Source organism: Niastella vici (assembly GCF_002077945.1).
Taxonomy (GTDB): domain Bacteria; phylum Bacteroidota; class Bacteroidia; order Chitinophagales; family Chitinophagaceae; genus Niastella; species Niastella vici.
Genome location: NZ_LVYD01000102.1, coordinates 41,880 through 56,845, shown reverse-complemented (window position 1 = coordinate 56,845; position 14,966 = coordinate 41,880). Strand labels below are relative to the sequence as shown.

The 14,966-nt window shown below is 43.2% G+C and carries 20 protein-coding genes; 8 read left to right on the top strand and 12 right to left on the bottom strand.

Going from position 1 to position 14,966, the window contains the following annotated elements; translation table 11 throughout:
- Nucleotide 1: 1 nt before the first annotated feature.
- The 9 genes from A3860_RS34890 to A3860_RS34850 all read right to left on the bottom strand — a co-directional run bounded on the left by A3860_RS34890 (nt 2) and on the right by A3860_RS34850 (nt 5,342).
- Nucleotides 2-628, bottom strand: coding sequence for an SCO family protein (locus tag A3860_RS34890; RefSeq protein ID WP_081155227.1), 627 nt, complete (start codon nt 626-628; stop codon nt 2-4).
- 26 nt (nt 629-654) lie between these two features.
- Nucleotides 655-1,227, bottom strand: a complete 573-nt coding sequence (locus A3860_RS34885; RefSeq protein WP_158085456.1) for a toxin-antitoxin system YwqK family antitoxin — start codon at nt 1,225-1,227, stop codon at nt 655-657.
- 70 nt (nt 1,228-1,297) lie between these two features.
- Complete coding sequence (locus tag A3860_RS34880; RefSeq protein WP_081155225.1) at nt 1,298-2,035, bottom strand: YHYH protein; 738 nt, start codon at nt 2,033-2,035, stop codon at nt 1,298-1,300.
- Nucleotides 2,036-2,097: 62 nt separating this feature from the next.
- Nucleotides 2,098-2,637, bottom strand: coding sequence for a Spy/CpxP family protein refolding chaperone (locus A3860_RS34875; RefSeq protein ID WP_081155224.1), 540 nt, complete (start codon nt 2,635-2,637; stop codon nt 2,098-2,100).
- Nucleotides 2,638-2,642: 5 nt separating this feature from the next.
- Nucleotides 2,643-2,954 (bottom strand): hypothetical protein, encoded by a 312-nt coding sequence (locus A3860_RS34870; RefSeq protein ID WP_081155223.1) that lies wholly within the window; start codon nt 2,952-2,954, stop codon nt 2,643-2,645.
- A gap of 16 nt (nt 2,955-2,970) precedes the next feature.
- The gene (locus tag A3860_RS34865; protein ID WP_081155222.1) at nt 2,971-3,519 is read right to left on the bottom strand and encodes an RNA polymerase sigma factor; all 549 of its coding nucleotides are present in this window, start codon (nt 3,517-3,519) and stop codon (nt 2,971-2,973) included.
- A gap of 93 nt (nt 3,520-3,612) precedes the next feature.
- Nucleotides 3,613-4,068 (bottom strand): DoxX family protein, encoded by a 456-nt coding sequence (locus A3860_RS34860; RefSeq protein WP_081155221.1) that lies wholly within the window; start codon nt 4,066-4,068, stop codon nt 3,613-3,615.
- A 163-nt stretch (nt 4,069-4,231) separates the two neighbouring features.
- Nucleotides 4,232-4,714, bottom strand: coding sequence for a hypothetical protein (locus A3860_RS34855; RefSeq protein WP_081155220.1), 483 nt, complete (start codon nt 4,712-4,714; stop codon nt 4,232-4,234).
- A gap of 250 nt (nt 4,715-4,964) precedes the next feature.
- Nucleotides 4,965-5,342 (bottom strand): DUF1330 domain-containing protein, encoded by a 378-nt coding sequence (locus tag A3860_RS34850; protein WP_245843692.1) that lies wholly within the window; start codon nt 5,340-5,342, stop codon nt 4,965-4,967.
- Nucleotides 5,343-5,395: 53 nt separating this feature from the next.
- Between A3860_RS34850 and A3860_RS34845 the strand changes: the two genes are divergently transcribed.
- The 4 genes from A3860_RS34845 to A3860_RS34830 all read left to right on the top strand — a co-directional run bounded on the left by A3860_RS34845 (nt 5,396) and on the right by A3860_RS34830 (nt 8,769).
- A complete protein-coding gene (locus tag A3860_RS34845) occupies nt 5,396-6,430 on the top strand; it encodes a sensor histidine kinase (RefSeq protein ID WP_081155219.1) in 1,035 nt (344 codons plus the stop codon).
- A 3-nt stretch (nt 6,431-6,433) separates the two neighbouring features.
- On the top strand, nt 6,434-7,198 hold the full coding sequence (locus A3860_RS34840) for a LytR/AlgR family response regulator transcription factor (protein ID WP_081155218.1): 765 nt from the start codon (nt 6,434-6,436) through the stop codon (nt 7,196-7,198).
- Between the two features lie 100 nt (nt 7,199-7,298).
- Complete coding sequence (locus A3860_RS34835; RefSeq protein WP_081155217.1) at nt 7,299-7,679, top strand: hypothetical protein; 381 nt, start codon at nt 7,299-7,301, stop codon at nt 7,677-7,679.
- A 634-nt stretch (nt 7,680-8,313) separates the two neighbouring features.
- Nucleotides 8,314-8,769 carry a hypothetical protein gene (locus A3860_RS34830; protein WP_081155216.1) on the top strand — a complete coding sequence of 152 codons (456 nt, stop codon included), beginning with the start codon at nt 8,314-8,316 and terminating at the stop codon, nt 8,767-8,769.
- Nucleotides 8,770-8,967: 198 nt separating this feature from the next.
- Here A3860_RS34830 and panB read toward each other — a convergent pair whose 3' ends face one another.
- From panB to ppk1, 3 genes are all read right to left on the bottom strand, one after another.
- On the bottom strand, nt 8,968-9,789 hold the full coding sequence (gene panB / locus A3860_RS34825; protein ID WP_081155215.1) for a 3-methyl-2-oxobutanoate hydroxymethyltransferase: 822 nt from the start codon (nt 9,787-9,789) through the stop codon (nt 8,968-8,970).
- Between the two features lie 263 nt (nt 9,790-10,052).
- Nucleotides 10,053-10,955 (bottom strand): Ppx/GppA phosphatase family protein, encoded by a 903-nt coding sequence (locus A3860_RS34820; RefSeq protein WP_081155214.1) that lies wholly within the window; start codon nt 10,953-10,955, stop codon nt 10,053-10,055.
- Nucleotides 10,956-10,963: 8 nt separating this feature from the next.
- Nucleotides 10,964-13,096: a polyphosphate kinase 1 gene (gene ppk1 / locus A3860_RS34815; protein WP_081155213.1), complete on the bottom strand. Its 2,133-nt coding sequence runs from the start codon at nt 13,094-13,096 to the stop codon at nt 10,964-10,966.
- 462 nt (nt 13,097-13,558) lie between these two features.
- On the opposite strand from ppk1, the gene rpmB reads away from it, so the two are divergent.
- The 4 genes from rpmB (at nt 13,559) to A3860_RS34795 (ending at nt 14,856) form a co-directional block, all read left to right on the top strand.
- Complete coding sequence (rpmB, locus tag A3860_RS34810; RefSeq protein ID WP_081155212.1) at nt 13,559-13,795, top strand: 50S ribosomal protein L28; 237 nt, start codon at nt 13,559-13,561, stop codon at nt 13,793-13,795.
- 22 nt (nt 13,796-13,817) lie between these two features.
- The gene (gene rpmG / locus A3860_RS34805; RefSeq protein ID WP_081155211.1) at nt 13,818-14,000 is read left to right on the top strand and encodes a 50S ribosomal protein L33; all 183 of its coding nucleotides are present in this window, start codon (nt 13,818-13,820) and stop codon (nt 13,998-14,000) included.
- Nucleotides 14,001-14,095: 95 nt separating this feature from the next.
- Nucleotides 14,096-14,269 (top strand): DUF4295 domain-containing protein, encoded by a 174-nt coding sequence (locus A3860_RS34800; protein ID WP_081155210.1) that lies wholly within the window; start codon nt 14,096-14,098, stop codon nt 14,267-14,269.
- 134 nt (nt 14,270-14,403) lie between these two features.
- Nucleotides 14,404-14,856 (top strand): YqgE/AlgH family protein, encoded by a 453-nt coding sequence (locus tag A3860_RS34795; protein ID WP_081155209.1) that lies wholly within the window; start codon nt 14,404-14,406, stop codon nt 14,854-14,856.
- The last annotated feature ends 110 nt before the right edge of the window (nt 14,857-14,966 follow it).

The following is a 14,966-nucleotide window of genomic DNA, read 5'->3' as shown; positions in this document are numbered from 1 at the left end:
ATCACTCCTGCAGCAACACCCTGATATCACCTATAAGCCGTTCAGCATCCAACGGCAGGGTACCGTTGTAAATGCCCCTGATGTGTTTTTGTTTATCAATCAGTAATAAATGCTCTGTATGTAAGAACTCGGTAGTGTCTTTTTGAAAACCGGGTTCCTCTTCCGCAAAATAAGCCTGCCGCGCCATTTTATAAATAGCGCCCTGATCGCCGGTAACCAGCTGCCATTGGTTGTTCAGTTGGTATTTTTTGGCAAATGCCAGCAGCCGGGCGCTGCTATCGATCCACGGAGTAACCGAATGAAACAGGAAGGCAAGCTGTTGATTGCCCGCAAATGCTGCCTGCACCTTTTTTATATTCATTGTCATTTTCGGACAAACCACTCCACAACTGGTAAAAAAGAAGCCAGCCACATAAATGGTATTATCAAATGTTTTCTCCGTTACCAGTTCATTATTTGGATTGGTAAAGGAGAAGGGTGGAATGGTGTGCAATCCGTTTTTCAGGGTATCAATATTCCAAACCGGGGTGAAATCGGGAGAATTGTAATAAGGCAGGCTGCTTTTTTGTTGGCAGCCTGCCATGAAGATGAACCCTGAAGCACCGACTCTGATGAAAAGTTTAAGCATGTTATATGCCTGAATAATTTGTGGTCCTATTGCGTAACTACTTTATTCCAGTAATTTTTACAATGCATAGTGCCGGTTAACCCATAATTCCGGCCATCCCGCGCTTCGTAATTAGCAAACACCTTACCATCGGGTTGCCATATCTGCTGCAGGCCGTTCTCGGTTCCACCCGTATAATGCATTTGCCTGAACAGGCGGCCATTGGCGTACCATTCTTTCACTGTTCCTTCAAACATATCTTTACTGAAATGATATTCAAATTGCAATTGCCCGTTTTGCCACCAACCGGTATGCACCCCTGTTTTTTGTCCGTTCACAAAAAAGCGTCTCTCTTTTAATTGCCCGTTCTCATACCATTGCCGCCCCATACCATACTCCCGGCCTTTGTAAAAAGGCACTACCAATGCCGTATCACCGGTGGAATGCAGCGCATATTGAAGTCCCGAAAATGGCTGACCGTTTAAGTACAAAACGCCTTGTTGCAGGGCAAAACCTTTATTTGAAGCGGCCACGTACACCTGCGGTATAACAGGCATGGGAGTTTGATGAACACAACTGTTGAGCACCGCCATGACTAATAAAATCAAGTGTAATCTCATAATCTGAATTTTTGCTTCGCCCGCCCTGGAGTAAGCGGCCTTATTGACCATTGACCATTCACCATTGATCTCATTGCGCAACAGTTCCGGGTGTTCCATAAAAACCAGTGCCGTTAATATAAGGCGCATCTGCCGTTACGTGGTAATGATAAATGCCATCGGGATAATCGGTAGTCGCATGCGTGTGGCCATGACAGGCATCGAGCATATCATTAGTAAGCGTGGTATTATTCTCCAACGGACCATACACCGGAAACCCATCGAGCAAAAAGCCCAGCAGCACATGTTTGCCGTATTTAGCGGTGAGATAAGTTGGTTCAATATGATAATGATAACCGCCCATTTGCTGCGGATGACCATTGTATTGATCGAGCGTATTTAATTCCATGGTAAGCGGCTGGTAATTGGCAGCATACTGGTTATAGAACGGAACGCCATTCAGCGAAACGCCGATCGGTCCCAGGGGCGTGGCCTGTACCGAAGCTGCTTTTACAGGTTTCAATGGCAGGCGGAAGGTAAGCGATGCCGTGGCGATCAGGTTAGGATTCTGCATAAAGCTGCTGTTATTGCCATTGTACGCCTCATACAGCGCGCTTTCCCATTGCGTACTCTTGTAGTAAGGACTCTTATGATCGGGCCGCCCGTTCGATTTAATGACGATGTAATTGCCATCAATGTACATATCGGTGGCGCCATACACTTTTTTATATACGGCAGGAATTTCTGTACTGACAGAACTGGTGCTATTCTTATGACAGCTGGTCAATATTATTAAAAGGGTTATCAGGTTCAGAAGCATGATTTTCATGTTAGGGGTTTAAATACTTTGTCGAACCGGGCGTTCCATTCCTTGCGGGTTATTTTAAAATTTTATTGCCGGGGTGGAGGCGGGGGCATTCCGGCCGGCGCACCTGGCGGGCCCCCAGGCCCATCCGGAGGACCATCGGGACCGCCTGGCCCACCCGGTGCCGGCGCCATTCGCCTGGCTATTTCATCGATGGTATTATCGAACAGCTGTTTTTGCTCATCGTTACACAAATTGCGCAGCTTTTCAAAATGATCGAACGTCGCTTTTTCAATAACGGCGCGTTGGGCTGCTATCAATGAAGCAATGGAATCGGCCTTTGCTTTATCGGGATGAGCAGTTTTCAATAAAGTAAAATATTCATCGTGCAAATGGCGGTCTTCATCATGCGCCCGGCGGGTTACTGCCTGGTGCTGTTGCCGCAAAGTGGCAAACTCCTCCTGCTGATGGGCATCGAGATGCAGGCGGTCAATGATAAATACCGCGGCATTCTGCCCACGCAACTCATGCTGATACGTACGCAGCCTGAACAGGTATACCAGCATGCCGGCATTCAGTAAAAATAAAACCACGATACAAATAGTTAAAAACAACACCTTGCTCATAACTGTTATTTTGAATAATTCATTGTATAAATATCATTATTACCCCAGCCGTATTCCTGCATCACCTGTTGTATACCGGCGTTCTTTTTTGCCGACAGGTTGGTAGTACGCAACAACACCACATTCACCAGTAATAATATCACCATGGCCAGCGCAGCGGTAAATACCCAACGTACGGGTATTACCGGAACCGTTCTTTCTGTTGACAAAGCGTGCAACTTTGCTTCTACCCGCGTGGCCAGGAAGGGATTCACCGGTAACGGCGAAAGGTCTTTTCCGCTTTGGATAATGTCATCGATCCATTTCTCTTTGCTCATGATACTTGTTTTAATACTACTCTCCGGGATACATACCCGACAGGATCTTTTTTACATTCCTGCGTGCCCGGAATAATAAAGATTCTACCGACGATACCGACAACTGCATCACCTCACTGATCTCTTTATAGCTGAGGTTTTCCAGCTCGCCCAACACCCAGGCCGTATGCTGATTAGCCGGCAACTGGTTCAACGCCTTGTACAGAATGGCCAGCTTTTCTTTTTGTTCAGTCACCATACCGGGGTGAACGGCATGGGATGGTTCTTCCGAAGCATTGCTAACGCCCGGTGCAAAAAAGGCCGATAAAAAATGTCGTTTTTTACGTTGTTGACGGCGAAGATGATCAATGCATTTGTTCATGGCAATACGGTACAGCCAGGTGCTTACCGCCGCATCGCCCCGGTAAGCATCGGGTTTACGGAATACATCAACAAATACATCCTGGGTTATTTCCTCTGCATCATGTACATACTGAACCATCTTCAACACCAGGTTATACACCTGTTGTTGATGTGCTTCAATAAAGGCCCGGAAAGCAGTCGCGTCTTCCCTGAAATTCAGCATGTACAATTAATTGATCGTCAGTTCGTCAAATATATAGCTATGTATTTAGTCGAAGGAACGATCAAAAACCTGCGCGGCCGGCAAAATAAATTTTCAGAATTCCGGGCGCTTATCCTCCTTTTCAACAAGAAACCGGTCTACCGACCAGGGGCCATTACCGGCAATAAGGAAATAGATAAGTCCTAACAGGCAAACAACTGTGATGATCATTTGGGAGTAGGAATTGAACATGCCTTCTGACGAGTTTATAAAGAAAATTGCGCCTATCAGAATGGGGATCTGCATAATACAGGAGGCCCTGGTACCGAAGCCAAATGCCAGCATAAGGCCCCCTACGATATGGGCAAAAACAATATAGTGGCCCAATAAACTTAAAGAGAAATAAATATGGGGCAAAAGACCGCGCATTTGATTGATCATAGTGCCCATGTTTTCGAGAAACTCAACCCCTTTGTAGACGAGAAATATACCAAGTGCAAAGCGGAAGATATCCAGCCATTTGGGATGATGCCTGTCACCCCAGTATTCCATTTTTTGAAGGAGGTTCATACGGCAATTTTTTGTGAGGTAATATAGAAAGAGCAATACAAAGGTAGGTATATTCCGTAACCCACCTTGAAACTAAATAAATGTATAAAAAGCACAAGCCCAACCAGTTTACCTGATCGGGCTTGTATAAGTATCCATTAAACTATTACTTTTTATTAGCTGTTCAAACGGAAACAGGGGCGTTTTTGTGTGAAAACAACCAGTCTGTTAACTGCATACCGGCCATTTTAAGCCTGCTGGGGAAAGAACCTGAAATATTACCGGTGTAATCAACAAATTGCACACTCACTTTGATCATAAGCAATGATTCGTTCTTTGCTTTTTCCTGCCGGCTTGTTGAATAAGACAACCATTTTTCCATTTCAGCACTATCTTCAACAATAAAGCCCTTGCCCTGTATTTTCAGGCGATACGCGATACCCTTTTTAAAAAACTCCAGCCGAACCGGAAATTCTTTGTCGAAGGCTTCAATATTCTGTGCAGGTTTAGGGATAACGAACCTGATCTCTCCATCATCATTGATCTCCATTTCCGTAACCAGGTGATTCGGTAACTTAAATAAAGAGTCTCCTTCTGCAAAAAACAAAGCGCTGTTCAGTTCAGAGAGCTTCCTCTTTAAGAATTTACCGGGTAAATTAGTATTCATAGTTTCCGCTTTTATTTTTATAGAATAAAAAACAATGGTATGGATTACACACTTAGAGCGCCTGGGAGTACATTGAATAATACCCAATTGCCATACCATTTTCTTTATATATGATTCTTAATGATTTAATGCAGGCATATCAAAAAATCCGTCCCATTATTGGACAGGTTTTTCCTGTTTTGACATTCCTGACTCACACACCGTTGGATTACCCGGTAAAAAAATAAATGATAAGTAGAATAAACTGGATTTAAGGGACCTGTGTGCCTTTTATAAGAACAACCGATCTAACGGATTGTTCTTTAAGGTGTAGATAGCTTTTTCTTGTTTCATCCTGTGAATACCCCTCAAGACCTTCCTCTGTTTCAAAAGCTACCAGGTGGATTTCGAATGGCGGTTCTATTGAATTAGCAACAAATGTACTACTTGTTGGCCGTAAACGTAACAGAAGTTGTCCCTTATATTTCCACAAAAGCGGAAGTACAACATTTTCAAACTCATAGAAGAGTTCTTCCTGTCCTTCCTTTATATAGATCAGTTGTGTTATGTATACCATGGAACCATAAAACTGCACATTTTTTTCTTTATCTGTAACTACAATTTTGTTAAACAGTTTAAAATAACACATAAAAAAATTATAACGGCAAATAAACATCGTGGTTAGTGGGTAGTCTATTGGGTATGATGCCAACCCGAACCAATCTTATCCTGCTTACGGCACTGGCCATTACAGCATTGATCTCTTTGCCCCGTTGGTTATTACTGCAACGGATAGGGCCCGGCTTCTTTTCTATTGAAACCGGAGCTGGCGATCTTTTTTTAAGAGCGCTTAATATATTTCTTACATCGGTGCTGTTCTTCGTAATTAATCTGCAGGATCGCATCTTTAGCATTGGTTCGTTTACCATTGACAGCAACAGCTTCTGGCAACGTTTACCCATCAACATCTTAGTGTTCATTATTATTGATCCTTTGTTATTCCGTTTTCACAAATGGTTATTTCCACCGCATACAAATGAACAACTGTTCCGGTTCCTTTTTAATATCAATATGGTGGTCACCGTTATCATGACCAAATTGTTTGCACAGATCTTCCGGTTGTTGCTATATAATTACCAGATGCGTTTATCAAATGCATCCTTGCTGAAAACAAATGCCGAAACAAGATTTGAAGTACTGAAGAACCAGGTTAATCCGCATTTCTTATTCAATTCACTCAATACGATCAATTCATTGATTGGTACCGATCAGCAGGCTGCCGTGAACTTCGTGAACAATATGAGTGATGTATATCGTTATGTACTCAAAAGCCATGAGCTTAATTCCATTTCCCTGCAGGAAGAACTTCATTTTATTGAAGCCTATACCCAGATGTTGAAAGGCCGCTATGGCGATAAAATGAAGATCATAATAAATGTGCAACAACAGTATGCGCCATTCCGGGTTCCGCCCATGGCCTTGCAGATACTGGTTGAAAACGCAGTGAAACATAATATAGCCTCCCATAATAAACCATTGCAGATCCGCATTTTTGTGGATGCAACCTGCAGCCTGGTCGTAGAAAATAACCTGCAAAAACGGAATGAAATGGGTACTTCTACCGGAATAGGTTTACAGAATTTAAACCAACGCTGTAAATATCTATCTAACCACCACCTTGCTATACAGCAAACGCAAACCACATTTTCAGTCACTATTCCATTAATGCATACATAAACCATGACAATCGCGATCATAGAAGACGAAGAAATGGCGGTTCAACAATTAAAGGCCCGGTTACAGCAGGTAGTGCCGGATGCTGATTTTGTGGCCATCATCGATACAGTGGAGGAGGCCGTAAACTGGCTGAACACCCGGCCCACAGTGGATGTTATCTTCCTCGATATTCATTTGGCCGATGGCTCGTGCTTTGCTATTTTTCAACAATGCAGGATCGACATCCCGGTAATTTTTACCACGGCCTATGACCAATACGCCATAAAAGCTTTTGAAGTAAACAGCATCGATTATCTTTTAAAACCGGTGAGGCCCGAAAGATTACAGCAAGCTATTGAAAAGTTCCGTCGTCTTACTACCCGCAACCAGCTGATCATTACTGAACAACAGTTGCAACTGATCACCCTTGAGTTAACAAAAGCCCCCAATTATAAACGCCATTTCCTTATTCCTTATAAAGACAGGCTCATACCCGTGCAAACCGATGAGTTTGCCTGGTTCGAAATAAAGGGTGGGGTAGTGCGGGGTATTACCTTCGATAAAAAGCATTGGCTGCTCGAGGAAAGCCTCGATGAGCTGGCTGAAGTAGTAAGCCCGGCATGTTTTTACCGGGCAAACCGGCAGTTCCTGATCAGCCGCAAAGCCATCAGGGAAATTGAGTATTATTTTAATGGCCGGTTTTGTTTGCATTTAATGCCCAACCCTGAAGAACCGGTGCTCATCAGTAAAGCCAAAGCCGGTAATTTCAGGGAATGGATGGCGGGTTGAAACGGATAGCCCCGGGCATCAAATTGTCAGCTTCCCGGTTTTTAAAAGAATCAAGTGTATAGGATTACGTATTTTGTATATAAACGGAATAATAATAAACATGAAAAGAATTCTCAACATCACCCTCATGCTGGTATTGGTTACACTGATGGCTGCCAACGCATCGGCACAAGCAAAAATGACCGAAGAACAAATAAAGGAAGTCAAAGCAAGATACCAGGCAAATAAAGAAAAACTGAACCTCACCGAAGACCAGTCAAAAAAAGTAGATGCCATCAATACCTCCTGGTTTGAAGGGGTCGCTAAATTAAAAAATTCAGGCAGCTCTAAAATGGAGCGATACAAAAAATTCAAATCACTGAACCAGGAACGTGATAGCAAGATGAAAGAAGTGTTAACAAAGGAACAATTCAAAATATACAAACAGCAAAAGCAGGAAATGAAAGAGGAGTTTAAACAACGAAGAGCGAACAGGGAGTAATTTGCTGATGCTGACAATTGTTGGAACAAATTGTGCTAAAGTGCCGATAGCAGCAGGCATCAACAGCATACGCAGGATCATAAGCTATATATTCACAAACTCACTATTTACCATTAGCGAGAATGCCCGTCCACACTAACAAACGTTTTACAAACACTTAATCTTAACATATTTTAACACTTACGTAATACAGCGATAACATTATTGATTTACCTTTGCACTTTCATATGGCAAGCAATCGTTTGAGCCTTTTGTTTCTACAAAGGGCTTCTTTTTTTAAAGCCCCTTTAGTATTTAACACACCTCATGCACAGGTATATTCGTAAAAGCCCGCACACTTCACCTGTGTTTTAACGAAATATAAAAAAGTTTGTCACAAATGCTATGAAATACCGGATTTAGTTTTATTCTTTGCATCACGTATCCGATGAGAGACCTGCGCCCGCAGGGAAATACAGATTTCTGATTTAGTGATTTAGAGATTTCGGGATTTAAATACAGTTCAGAACTCCCGCAATATCCGAAATCAAGAAATCGCAAAATCTCAAAATCAGAAATTGCCTTCCTTTTTAATCAAGTTCCGGTGTTCCTGTAAAAACCTTAACCACATTGTTAACTTGATTACAACCGTACCATGAACCCTTTCATCAAAACCTGTTTCCTGGTGATTGCTTATTTTGCAATCAGGAATACAACACAAGCAAACGATGGCACCATTACACCATCTGCATTTACCACAACCCGTTTTATTACATCTGTAAAATCATTTGATTCTGTTATTGCGGCGAATGCCACCGCCAAGGTATGCGCCTGCCAGATCCTCAATCTGCAGTCGAACAACCACCATGTAAAAAACGCTGTTGTTTTTGCCGAGAAAACTATTAGTGAAGGATCAACCGATCTGGAAAAAGCAAAGACCCGGCTCGAAAAAGAGAAGCGGGTGCTGCGATCATTGTTCTATAACAAGATCCAGGTGATCGCTGAAAGAACAGCCGAAACAGATTGCAATACGCTGTTCCAGCAAATGAAAATGAAACAGGCTAACCTGTTGTTGTATGAAGTATTGAATGCAGATATAGTGGTTAGATAGAGGAAAGTTGATGCTTCCTATTAAAGAAGATCATAAGTGGTATAAAGAGGCAGAAGTAAGAGGTAAGAAATAGGAAATTTAGAGATTGTGGGATTTAGAGATCTTGAGATTTATCGGAAAATTCAATCCGGCACAAATCCCAAAATCGCGAAATCTCAAAATCAGCAATCGTTTCCTATTTCTTACTGATCATTATTCCTAATATTGTTCTTTATCGTTGGGAAACTCTTTAGCCTTTACATCATGTATATAGCCCTTAACAGCACCGGTGATTTGCTCATGCAGGTTCAGGTATTGCCTTAAAAAGCGGGGCTTAAATTCGGTATTGATGCCCAGCAGATCGTGCATCACCAGCACCTGGCCATCGCAATACATACCGGCGCCAATGCCAATGGTAGGTATTACCAGCGATTCAGATACTTCCTTCGCCAGTACGGCGGGTATCTTTTCCAGCACTATACCAAAGCAACCTGCTTCCTGCAGCAGTTTGGCATCGTTACGCAGTTTATTGGCTTCCGCTTCTTCACGTGCCCGTACCGTATAGGTACCGAATTTGTAAATTGACTGAGGTGTTAAACCCAGGTGGCCCATTACCGGAATACCGGCCGCCACAATGCGTTTTACCGATTCCAGCACTTCTTCGCCGCCTTCGAGCTTAACGGCATGTGCTCCGGTTTCTTTCATGATTCGGATGGCAGAAGCCAGCGCTTCTTTTGAATTTGCCTGGTAGGTGCCAAACGGCAGATCAACCACCACAAAACAACGGTTGATACCGCGTATGACCGAAGAGGCGTGATAGATCATGTGATCGAGTGTAATGGGCAGCGTGGTTTCATGACCTGCCATTACATTGGAGGCAGAATCGCCCACCAGAATTACATCAATACCGGCCTCATCGAACAACCGGGCAAAGGAAAAGTCATAAGCCGTGATCATTGAGATCTTTTCTCCTACGGACTTCATTCTTTGTAACGTATGGGTCGTTACCTTTTTTACTTCTTTGTTTGCGTGAACCGACATAACTGGGAGTTTTGTAAATGTAGTAGGCGGGAGGGAATATGGCTCTGCATTAGAATAAAACACATTCATAATGCTCCTCGCAGTTGTTAGCGCCTGCTAAGGTAGGAGAAATTGCAAAAGAACCAAAAGATAGTTGGCAATGTCAAATTAAAAGAGAATGAAAGCAAACAATAAGGGGCTAAAAATGAGCTTTTTAGTTAATGAGTTAGTCAGTTTTTGAGTTCGAACTAAAGCACTTGCAAACTAACTTAAAACTAACGAACTTAATAATTGACTAACTGGCCTTTTGCTTTCAACTCATCATATAAGTGCTGAATTAAGCCATCGGCCAAACCGATCTTCGGCACAAAGATATCTTCAATATTCCCCCAGCGCATAATATTAACATATATGAACAGTGCAGGAACAATTACATCGGCGCGGTCTTCGCGCAATTTATAAATGCGTATGCGGTCGGCCACCGAAAAACTGCTGAACTCCTTGTAATAATCCTTCAGCAGCTGCAATTGCAAAGGTTTGCCTTCTTTTCGTTTACTGAGGGAAAATATCTTATTAATGTTACCGCCCGAACCAATGGCTATAATATCGGTATAGGGCTTTGTTTCGCGTTTTACAAAATCTTTCATTTCGCTCCAGGTAAAATCATCAACCTGGTCTTTCAGCAACCTGATGGTGCCAATATTGAAGCTGCGCTTGAACACCTGCCGGCCATAGGCAAAAAACGTTAGCTCGGTGCTGCCACCGCCTACATCAATATATAAATACGTATGGTTTTTATCGAGGTTTTCGGCAATGTGGTTCTCATAAATGAGCGAAGCCTCTGCATCGCCGGTGATCACTTCAATGCTGAGACCCGTTTCTTTTTTAACCCTTGCCAGTATTTCGTTTGCATTGCTGGCATCGCGCATGGCCGATGTGGCGGCAGCCTTGCAATATTGCACGCCATATGCATCCATCAGCAGTTTATAGGCCTTGATGGTGTTGATGATCATATCCTCTTTTTCTTTCGAGATCTTTTGCTGATCAAACACATCAAAGCCCAGGCGCAGGGGTACCCGCACCAGGTTCACCTTTTGAAATTGCGGTCGCTTGTTATTGGAAAGAATAACATCAGAGATCAGCAATCTTGCCGCATTACTGCCAATATCAATAGCCGCCAGTTTCATGTGTTGGTTTATACCGCCGGAGCCTCGCCAATAACTACTGTTTCTGTAATTATTGGATGCTGCACACCGGGTATCACGTTGCTTTTTTGATGTAAGTAATTATATATATCTACCTGCGACCGAACTTTCTTATGTTTTCTGTCGCGCACATACCGGTTACTCAGTTCATTGTCCAAAATTCTGGCTTTTACATTATCACTAAGTTGTATTTCCAGGATATTTTTCAACACTTTCTTAATATTCTCATCAAAAACCGGGCAGGTAGCCTCTACACGATGGTCGAGGTTGCGTACCATCCAGTCGGCCGAGGATATATAAACTTTTTCATTCCCATTATTATGAAAAATAAATACCCGCGCATGTTCGAGGTACTCATCAATAATACTCACCGCTTTTACGTTTTTTTTAAACTTCGAGTTCTCGGTATACATGCAGAAAATACCCCTTATGATGAGCTTTATTTCCACACCACTCCTTGCCGCTTCATACAGCTTTTCGATCAGGGCTTCATCGCTCAGGGAATTCATCTTTAAAATTATGCCTGCCGGTTTACCTTCTTTGGCAAATTTTATTTCCCGGCTTATAAGCTTCAGCAGTTCTTTCCGCAGATCAGTAGGGCAGGGGATGATGGTTTTACAGGCCTTCAAAAAATGCATCCCTTCTTTGGGTTTCTCCAAAAAGTTAAAGATGCGGTTTACATCGGCCATAATATGACGGTCGGCCGTAAGCAGGCAGTGGTCGCCGTAAACGGTGGCTGTTTTTTCGTTCAGGTTACCGGTACTTACAAAGCCATAATGAATGGTGTGGTTATTTACCCGCTTTTTAATAAGGCAGCATTTGGCGTGTACCTTCAAATCGGGAATACTGATCAGCACTTTTACGCCTTCATCTTCCAGCCGTTGTTTCCATTCCAGGTTGTTCTCTTCATCGAACCGCGCCCGCAGCTCGAGCATCACTGTTACCTGTTTACCATTGCGCACGGCATTGATGAGGGCATTGATCACTTTTGAATTGCTGGCCAGCCGGTAGGCGGTTATTTTTATTAATGTAACATCGGGGTCAATGGCCGCTTCGCGCAGCAGATCAATGATAGGATGGAAGGAATGGTACGGAAAATTCAGCATCACGTCTGTTTGCTGAACTACATCCGTTACCCGCAGGGCGTTTTTGAGCATAGGGTGTATGAACGACCGTTTCCGGTGCCCTTTCTTCTCAAATACATCGGGGAAATCCATAAAATGGCGGAAATTATGGATGCGGCCGCCGGGGATCAAACTGTCTTTGCGCGACAGGTTCAGCTTGCGGATCAGGTAATCGAGCAGGCCGGCATCTATATTTTTATCGAATACGAACCGCACGGGTTTTCCTTTCCGGCGGTTGCGCACCCCCTTTTCTATTTTTTGAATAAGACTGGTTGAAATATCGCTGTCCATATCAATTTCGGCATCCTTGGTAACCTTAAACACCCAGGAAGCATGGCGGTCGTAGCCGAAATAGGAGAAAATGCTTTTCAGGTTGAACCTGATCACATCTTCCAGTAATATTATATGGCTCTCGCCCGGCGGGGAAGGCAATTGAATGAACCGGCCATTTACTTTGGCCGGAATTTCAATAAGGGCATATTTCCGTTTCAGGGTGCCATCCTTTCGGGAAAGCACCACGCCCAGGTAAATTGATTTTTCGCGCAGGTAGGGAAAATGCGGAATACTTTCGATCATGAGCGGAATGGTATTGCTGCGCACTTCTTCCTCAAAAAACGTTTGAACGAATTTCTGCTGCTCTTTATTAAGGGCCTTTTCGGTGATCAGGAAGATCTTTTCTTTCTCGAGCTCTTTATGCACCCCCTCCCAAATGCGGTTGAATTCGGCCTGTTGTTCCAGTACTATCTGTTGAATTTCATCGAGAATGCGGTTGGGCGCCACTTCCATGTGCATGTTCTTTTTACCCACTTCGGTCATGCGTTTAAGGGTGGCTACCCGTACCCTGAAGAACTCATCGAGGTTATTGGAGAAGATGCCTAAAAACTTGATCCTTTCCCGCAGAGGCACACTTGGGTCAGCAGCCTCCTGTAATACCCTGGCATTAAAAGACAACCAACTAATATCCCGCGCAATGGTCTTACGTTTCATCTGTGTGATCATAATTTGTTTTGGCAGAACTCCCCCGGAAATTCCATTTAAAGGTTTTAGATATGTATTAAATCCTGTGCCTGGATGATCTCCTCATACGATTGGGTATGAAGATGTTCTGCCAAAGGTGAGACGGCGTAAATTAAAATTAAATTAAGTAATTATTAAATCGGATAGGGTGAAAGATTGTGTTTTCTCTATAAAATGGGAGAGAAGGGCTTCCACCCCGAAATTCAGGGAAAGCAGGGAATTTGGTTGGAACCGGCGCCGTCACCGCTCCCTTTTCAGCTCTCCGGCCGATCCGGAAGCCATTTGAGGCCCGCCAAATGTGTATAACTTGCCCTTTTTTACTAAATTGCACATTTCCAAGGCCAACATATCCACAGGTGTTGAAAAAACTGCAAAAATAGTTTGGTATTAATTTGTGGAATCCATAGATTTTCCGACCTTTGCCGTCCTAAATTTTTATGCGTCATGGCTAGAGTATGTCAGGTGACAGGTAAAGTTCCCGTAACTGGGCACAAAGTTTCACATTCCAACATTAAAACCAAACGTAGGTTTTTACCGAATTTGCAAACAAAACGTTTTTACCTGGCCGAAGAAGATAAATGGATCACCCTGAAGTTATCAACTGAAGGTATTCGTACCATTAACAAAAGAGGTTTGATGCCCGTAGTGAAAGAACTGCGCGCTAAGGGTGAAAAAATCTAATTAACTTAAAAGCGTTATAACAATGGCAAAGAAAGGTAACCGAGTTCAGGTAATTTTGGAATGTACTGAGCACAAAAACAGTGGAATGCCTGGTACCAGCCGGTATATTTCTAAAAAGAACAAAAAGAACACTCCAGAGCGTCTGGAGCTGAAAAAATACAACCCGATCCTGAAAAAGGTAACGGTTCACAAAGAAATTAAATAGTGTACGCTGTGGCCCGGCCCAACATGGCAGGCTCATAGATACATGTAAATAGTTTGTCCCGGCAGAATCGGGACTAATTCTCAAAAATTAGAATCATGGCAAAAGCAGCTTCTAAGAACGCGAAAACCAAAGATGCTAAAGCAGCAGCTGAAGCAAAAAACTGGACGAAGGTAATACGTGCTGTACGTAGCGAAAAGACTGGTGCATATACCTTCAAAGAATCTATCGTACACAAAGACAAGGTTAAGGATTTCTTAGCTGGAAAATAATTTGGGTAAGGAAGTATCTTATCTAAGCTCCCCGACGTATCGGGGAGCTTTTTTGCTTTCCCTACTCAGGCTGGTTCAGAAATTGATGAACTATCTATTGCCAACATAATCCTCGATCGTTAAATCTTCATTGTATGAAACCAGGACTCTTTTTAAAAAGCACCGCCCTGTTAAACGATACCTTCTTTGAAAATGCGTTGATCTTTATAACCGAATACAACGAAAAAGGGGCCATGGGCTTTGTGGTCAATCAAAAATTTCCCAGAAAGCTGAATGAATTGGTTGAGTTCAAAAACAACCGGCCCTTCCCCATACATTTGGGCGGGCCGGTTGACCAGGAGCATTTGTACTTTATTCATCAGCGCCCCGACCTGATACCAGGCGGTATACTGGTTAACGGCAACATTTACCTGGGCGGAGATTTTAAATTGGCCGTAAAAAATATTGACAATCACTCCCTTACTGAAAAAGATTGCCGGCTATTCCTTGGCTATTGCGGGTGGGATCTTCATGAACTGGATGGCGAAATTGCCGAAGGCAGCTGGGAAGTGCAGGCAACAGGCGACCCTTTTTCGATTATCCCGTAGTGGGAAGTGCTGGCAACAGGCGACCCTTTTTCGATTATCCCGTAGGGATAACCCGGTCACTAAATAATTACAACACTTGTAAATCAATTATCTTAGCCTTAAAATCAGGA

Coding starts and splice junctions, on each gene's coding strand:
- A3860_RS34890 (WP_081155227.1), bottom strand. CDS start 628: ATGCTTAAACTTTTCATCAGAGTCGGTGCTTCAGGGTTCATCTTCATG.
- A3860_RS34885 (WP_158085456.1), bottom strand. CDS start 1,227: ATGAGATTACACTTGATTTTATTAGTCATGGCGGTGCTCAACAGTTGT.
- A3860_RS34880 (WP_081155225.1), bottom strand. CDS start 2,035: ATGAAAATCATGCTTCTGAACCTGATAACCCTTTTAATAATATTGACC.
- A3860_RS34875 (WP_081155224.1), bottom strand. CDS start 2,637: ATGAGCAAGGTGTTGTTTTTAACTATTTGTATCGTGGTTTTATTTTTA.
- A3860_RS34870 (WP_081155223.1), bottom strand. CDS start 2,954: ATGAGCAAAGAGAAATGGATCGATGACATTATCCAAAGCGGAAAAGAC.
- A3860_RS34865 (WP_081155222.1), bottom strand. CDS start 3,519: ATGCTGAATTTCAGGGAAGACGCGACTGCTTTCCGGGCCTTTATTGAA.
- A3860_RS34860 (WP_081155221.1), bottom strand. CDS start 4,068: ATGAACCTCCTTCAAAAAATGGAATACTGGGGTGACAGGCATCATCCC.
- A3860_RS34855 (WP_081155220.1), bottom strand. CDS start 4,714: ATGAATACTAATTTACCCGGTAAATTCTTAAAGAGGAAGCTCTCTGAA.
- A3860_RS34850 (WP_245843692.1), bottom strand. CDS start 5,342: ATGTGTTATTTTAAACTGTTTAACAAAATTGTAGTTACAGATAAAGAA.
- A3860_RS34845 (WP_081155219.1), top strand. CDS start 5,396: ATGATGCCAACCCGAACCAATCTTATCCTGCTTACGGCACTGGCCATT.
- A3860_RS34840 (WP_081155218.1), top strand. CDS start 6,434: ATGACAATCGCGATCATAGAAGACGAAGAAATGGCGGTTCAACAATTA.
- A3860_RS34835 (WP_081155217.1), top strand. CDS start 7,299: ATGAAAAGAATTCTCAACATCACCCTCATGCTGGTATTGGTTACACTG.
- A3860_RS34830 (WP_081155216.1), top strand. CDS start 8,314: ATGAACCCTTTCATCAAAACCTGTTTCCTGGTGATTGCTTATTTTGCA.
- panB (WP_081155215.1), bottom strand. CDS start 9,789: ATGTCGGTTCACGCAAACAAAGAAGTAAAAAAGGTAACGACCCATACG.
- A3860_RS34820 (WP_081155214.1), bottom strand. CDS start 10,955: ATGAAACTGGCGGCTATTGATATTGGCAGTAATGCGGCAAGATTGCTG.
- ppk1 (WP_081155213.1), bottom strand. CDS start 13,096: ATGATCACACAGATGAAACGTAAGACCATTGCGCGGGATATTAGTTGG.
- rpmB (WP_081155212.1), top strand. CDS start 13,559: ATGGCTAGAGTATGTCAGGTGACAGGTAAAGTTCCCGTAACTGGGCAC.
- rpmG (WP_081155211.1), top strand. CDS start 13,818: ATGGCAAAGAAAGGTAACCGAGTTCAGGTAATTTTGGAATGTACTGAG.
- A3860_RS34800 (WP_081155210.1), top strand. CDS start 14,096: ATGGCAAAAGCAGCTTCTAAGAACGCGAAAACCAAAGATGCTAAAGCA.
- A3860_RS34795 (WP_081155209.1), top strand. CDS start 14,404: ATGAAACCAGGACTCTTTTTAAAAAGCACCGCCCTGTTAAACGATACC.